This window comes from Streptomyces sp. UH6 (assembly GCF_013421635.1).
In the GTDB taxonomy this organism is placed as follows: domain Bacteria; phylum Actinomycetota; class Actinomycetes; order Streptomycetales; family Streptomycetaceae; genus Streptomyces; species Streptomyces abyssomicinicus.
This window is the reverse complement of record NZ_JACADT010000352.1, coordinates 1-5401: the sequence shown is the minus strand read 5'-3', so window position 1 is coordinate 5401 and position 5401 is coordinate 1. Positions and strand designations below refer to the sequence as shown.

4 protein-coding genes are annotated in these 5401 nt (G+C 73.4%); 3 read left to right on the top strand and 1 reads right to left on the bottom strand.

The genetic code is table 11. The features are described 5' to 3' along the window. Window positions 1–121: 121 nt before the first annotated feature. Window positions 122–1153: an alcohol dehydrogenase AdhP gene (gene adhP / locus HW445_RS17425; RefSeq protein WP_306673332.1), complete on the top strand. Its 1032-nt coding sequence runs from the start codon at window positions 122–124 to the stop codon at window positions 1151–1153. A gap of 15 nt (window positions 1154–1168) precedes the next feature. On the opposite strand, the gene HW445_RS34280 is transcribed toward adhP, so the two are convergent. Continuing rightward, complete coding sequence (locus tag HW445_RS34280) at window positions 1169–1771, bottom strand: HEAT repeat domain-containing protein (RefSeq protein WP_180221930.1); 603 nt, start codon at window positions 1769–1771, stop codon at window positions 1169–1171. A gap of 346 nt (window positions 1772–2117) precedes the next feature. Between HW445_RS34280 and HW445_RS17415 the strand changes: the two genes are divergently transcribed. Further along, window positions 2118–4688 carry a hypothetical protein gene (locus tag HW445_RS17415; protein WP_180221929.1) on the top strand — a complete coding sequence of 857 codons (2571 nt, stop codon included), beginning with the start codon at window positions 2118–2120 and terminating at the stop codon, window positions 4686–4688. Further along, a partial coding sequence (locus tag HW445_RS17410) for a hypothetical protein (protein WP_180221928.1) occupies window positions 4685–5401 on the top strand: 717 nt, incomplete at its 3' end. The genes HW445_RS17415 and HW445_RS17410, both read left to right, overlap by 4 nt.

Below are 5401 nucleotides of genomic sequence, written 5' to 3'. Positions count from 1 at the left end.
CCCCCGCCGGTCGCGCCGTGGGCCGTGCCGCCGCAGACTGCTGTCACCACAGGCCGGGAACCAGGACGGACCGGAACGGACCCGGACGGTACGGACCCGGACAGTACGGGAAGGTTGCGCCATGCAGGTGATGAAGGCAGCGGTCGTCAAGGACTTCGCCGCCCCGCTCGTCGTCGAGGACGTCGCCCTGCCGACGCCCGGCCTCGGGCAGGCCCTGGTCAAGGTCCGGTACTCCGGCGTGTGCCACACCGACCTGCACGCCGCCCATGGCGACTGGCCGGTCCGGCCGGCCCCGCCCTTCGTCCCCGGCCACGAGGGCGTCGGCGAGGTCGTCGCGGTCGGCGACGCGGTGACCCGGCTCAAGGTCGGCGACATCGTCGGGAACGCCTGGTTCTGGTCGGCCTGCGGGGAGTGCGAGTTCTGTGAGACGGGCCGGGAGACGCTCTGCCCCCACCAGAAGAACGGCGGCTACTCGGTCGACGGATCGTTCGGCCAGTACATGCTGGTGGACGCGGCCTACGCGCCGGTCATCCCCGACGGCGTCGACCTCGCCGCCGCCGCGCCGATCCTGTGCGCGGGGGTCACCGTCTACAAGGGCCTCAAGGAGTCCGAGGTGAAGCCGGGGCAGTGGGTGCTCATCTCGGGCGTTGGCGGCCTCGGGCACATCGCCGTCCAGTACGCCCGGGCGATGGGGATGCGGGTGGTCACCGTCGACGTCTCCGACGAGAAGAGCGAGCTGGCCCGCCGGCACGGCGCGGAACTGGCCGTCAACGTCCTCACCGACCCGGACGCCGTCGCCACCGTCCGGGACGTCACCGACGGCGGTGTCCACGGCGGCCTGGTCACCGCCGTGAACGGCGCGGCCTTCACCCAGGCGGTCGGCGCCCTGCGCCGCGGCGGCACGCTCTCCCTGGTGGGCCTGCCGCCGGAGCAGTTCCCGCTGGACATCTTCTCCACGGTCCTCTTCGGCCTGACCATCCGCGGCTCCATCGTCGGCACCCGCCGCGACATGGCGGAGGCGCTCGACTTCTTCGCCCGCGGCCTGATCGAGCCGACCTGCACGGTGCGACCGCTCGCCGACGTCAACGACATCTTCGACGAGATGCTGGCGGGCCGGATCGACGGCCGCGTCGTGATGGACATGCACGCCTGAGCCGGGCGCCGCCGGCTAGCGGATGTCGGGCTGCTCACCGCGCAGGACGGCGGCGGTGTGGGCGGCCTTCGCCCTGACCTGGCCGTCGCCGTCCCGGGCCGCCGCCTGCTCCACGAGGGGCAGGACCGGCAGGGCGGCCGGGCCGACGTTGCGCAGAGCGCCGACGGCCTGGAGCCGGACCCGGTGGTGGCCGTGCCCGGTCAGCGTGTCGGCGAGCCACGGCACGCTGTTCCCGGTGTGCCCGATCCTCGCGAGGGCTTCGGCGGCGACGATGCGCACGTGGACGGACGGGTCGTGCTCGAGGAGGGCGACGAGCGTCTTCGTCGCGGGGGCCGCGTGCGCGTCGAGCATCGTCGCCCCCAGGGCGCCCCAGTACCGCACGACCTCGTTCGGGTGCCCCATCGCCGCGACGAGACGGCCGAGGTCACCCGGCTTCCGCCGGATCGCGGTGCCGGCGACGTCCAGCACCTCGGCCAGCGGGTAGGCGCCCGGCGCGCGGCTGGCGTCGTAGCCCTCGAGCGGCGAACCCTCCGGAATGAAGCCGTTGTCGTTCGTCTCGACCAGATGGGCGTCCAGCGCCTGGCGCAGGCGGCCGCGGACGGCGCGGAGAGCGGACACGTCGATGGCGTCCCGCGCGGCGGCTCCGCCCGGTGTATCAGCCGTGGGCCGAGGTGCTCCACATGAGGCAGGCACGGTGAAGGCCCCGTGAACCGGACGTGAAGGCGGCCGGTTCGAGGGGCCCTTGAGCCGGGCCGGGATCAACGGGGCGCGGGGACAAAGCACTTGGAACCAGGAACGCCCAACCGGATTGTGACATCCAGTTTTTGCCGTGACGATTGCGTGAAGAACGTGTTCATGTAATGTCTGCGCGCAAAGCACACGATGTGTGTGCAAAACCGCTGTGGCCGACCACCCGGCGGTGCTCCGGCGCGGTGTCTCCGCCGCGCCCTGAAGCGGAGGAAACATGGGGGATACGGGGGTGAGCGGCGGCAGCGTGCCCGCACTGCCGCCGCTGAACATCGAGAAGCTGCCGCTGGTGCTCGCGGGGCCGATGGTCCGACGCGTCGACGACACGGGCGTCACCGTCTTCTTCGCGCTCAAGGCCGCCCGCAAGGTGACCCTGGAGGTGTACCCCGGCGGCAGCGGCCCGCTGCCGCCGGAACCCGCGGCCCGCGGAACCGCCGTCACCGCGCGGATCGGCGAACACCTGCACGTCGTGGCGGTCACCGCCCGGCCCGCGCCCGGCGGCGCACTCGCGCCGGGCACCGTCCACCGGTACACCGCGCGGTTCTCCGCGGACACCACCGCCCCGGACACCCCGGTCCCGGCCGGCGCGCCCGGTCTGTTCGACGACGGGGTCGTGCACGCCCAGGGCGCCGAGGCACGCCGCCGCCTGCTCTACACCGGCACCGGCGCGCCCGATCTGCCGAGCTTCGTCACCCCGCCCGACCACCCGTCGAAGCTGCGCTTCTTCCACGCCTCCTGCCGCAAGCCGCACGGCGAGGGGCTGGACGCCCTGGCCGTCCTCGACCAGGTCCTCAGGACCGACGTCGGCAGACCCGCGCACCGGCCGCAGCAGTTGTTCCTCACCGGCGACCAGATCTACGCCGACGACGTGGCCGAGGTCCTGCTGCACATGTGCACGCAGTACGGCCGCGCCCTGCTGGGCCGCGACGAGACCTTCCCCACCCTGCCCCACGAGCACCGGCTGCTGCTGATGAAGCCCGGCAAGCGGCAGCAGCTCACCGTCGAGGACTTCCACCTCACCAGCGACGAGGGCCAGTCGCACCTGCTGACCCTCGCCGAATTCTGCGCCATGTACCTGATGGTGTGGTCGGACACCCTGTGGCCCGACGGGTTCGACCTGCGCCTGCTGTTCCCGGAGTTCTACGACTACGAGGACATGGTCCTCGACCACCCGCACCCGGACCAGGCGGACAAGCTCTGGTTCGTGCACTCCTTCCGCCGGAAGGCCCTGGGCACCTACCGGGGCTTCCTCGGCCGATGCGGCCACCTCAAGGACTTCCGCCGCACCCTGCCGAAGGTGCGGCGGGCGCTCGCCAACACCGCGACCTACATGATGTTCGACGACCACGAGGTGACCGACGACTGGTACATCGCCTCCTCCTGGGTCGACGGCGTCTGCTCCACCGACCACGGCCGGCGGTTCCTCGCCAACGGCATCGCCGCCTACGCGGTCTTCCAGCACTGGGGCAACATCCCCGCGGCCTTCGGCCCCGGACCCGAGGGCGAGGCCGGACGGGACCTGCTGACGGCCCTGGCCCAGCCCGACCACACCGCCGCCGGCCCCGCCGCGGTGATCGCCCGCCGCACCGGGGTGCCCAGCGGCACCCACTCGGGCCGCATCATGCGCGCCGACGGCTCCCTGCCCTGGCACTACAGCGTGGACTGGCCCGCCCACCAGCTCGTCGCCGTGGACACCCGCACCCAGCGCGTCTTCCGGGGCGGCCCCAAGGACTCACCGGCGCTGATCTGGTCCGACCCGGCCTACGCGGCGATGCTCGAGTCCGCGCCCGACCGGGGCACGGAGAAGGTCACCGTGGTGCTGTCGCCGTGCCCGGTGCTCGGCTACCCGCTGCTGGAGGAGATCGCCCAGCCGGCGATCAAGAAGGTCATTCCGACGGGCTACCTGTGGAAGGACGTCGAGGCCTGGAGCCACGACGAGGCCGCCTTCCACAAGTTCCTCGCCCGGCTGCTCGGCCAGGCCCCGCCCGGCCCCGACGGGGTCCGCCGCCGCCGGGTGATCTCCCTCGGCGGCGACGTCCACTACGGCTTCGCCGTGCGCATGAGGTACGGCGCCACCCACGCCTACCACGCGCCCGAGGGCAAGGTCCGCGGCGTCCTCGCCCAGCTGACCGCCAGCTCCCTGAAGAACGAGGCGGGCGGCACCAAGTTCCTGCAGGGACTCGGCTACGCCTTCACCTCCCCCTGGGCCACCCACCTGGGCTGGAACGTGCCGCACGGGGAACGGATCGCCGTCGACGTCGAGGGGCCGCCCGGCAGTCCCGACCCGGTCCGCACGGTCCTCACCGAGTCGCCCGGCATCGTCAGACCGCCCCGCGGCCGGCGGCTGCTGGGGCCCGCACCCCACTGGGAGTGCCTGTTCGAGTACTTCGAGCACCACGACCCGGCGGCCACCTCGCGGCCGAACGCGACGATCCCCGTGGACTTCCCGCCCGACGACCCGCGGCAGGCCGTCGCCGACTACGCCGCCGCCTCCGGCAACCACTTCAACTACCTCGTCAAGGGCACCGGGCGGGCGATCGTGGGACACAACAACATCGGCGAGGTCACCTTCACCTGGGGCGCCGACGACGACAAGTCCGTGATCCAGACGCTGTGGTGGCGGTTCGACGGACAGGAGACCGCCGCGCCGCTCAGCCGCTTCGTCCTGCCGCTGCCCGTCGGCCCGGCCACCGGAACACTCGCCCCGGACGCCCCCGGCGCGGCCCCCGACAGCGCGCCGCCCGCCGGCGCGGAGAGCCTCCCCGGACACGAAGGGACGCCGCGATGACCACCCCGCAGGAGAACCCTCCCGCCCCGCACGGACAGCCCGTGGCGCCCGCCGACGGCCAGTCGGCCCTGGTGGAGGAGGTGCTGCGGCTGATCGCGCCGCTCACCGACGCCGCCGCCAACCCGATGGCGCTGGCCCGCTTCCTCGCCGCGACCGGCTGGCGGCCCGAAGCCGCCGGGGACGGCGCCGGGGAACAGATCACCGACTGGCTGGAGGACGTCGCCGCCGTCGTCGGCGCCCTCCAGCAGGCCGTCGAGAACCCTCCGCAGGACCTCGACGGCCTGAAGAGCCTGCTCGGCACGGTCGGCCGGGCCGTCCAGGTGGTGCGCACCGTCCCGCCCGCCCTCGCCGACCTCGACCCCGGCCGGTTCGCCGAGGACGTCGTCCACCAACTGGTCGCCGACTGGCTGCGGCTGCACCACCCGGTGCTGCGCTCCACCCTCCTGCTGCTCGGCGTGCTCGTCGAGGAGGACCCCGCCACGGGCGGGCCGGCGGAGGAACCGGTGACCGGCGAGGACGGGGCCGCCGTCCGGTTCCCCGTCACCCGGGAGAGAGTGCGCCCCGAGCGGCTGATCGAGCTGGTCCGCGACCCGGCCGGCGCACTGCGCGACGCCTACCTGCCCGACGGACTGGCCGACGAGGACGCCGCCGACGCCTTCGCCGCGCTCCTGCTGCCCCGCCTGGCCGGGCTGCTGCACGCACTCGGCGTCGAC

Excerpts from the sequence above, each read along its gene's own strand:
- adhP (WP_306673332.1), top strand. The coding sequence starts at position 122 with ATGCAGGTGATGAAGGCAGCGGTCGTCAAGGACTTCGCCGCCCCGCTC.
- HW445_RS17415 (WP_180221929.1), top strand. The coding sequence starts at position 2,118 with ATGGGGGATACGGGGGTGAGCGGCGGCAGCGTGCCCGCACTGCCGCCG.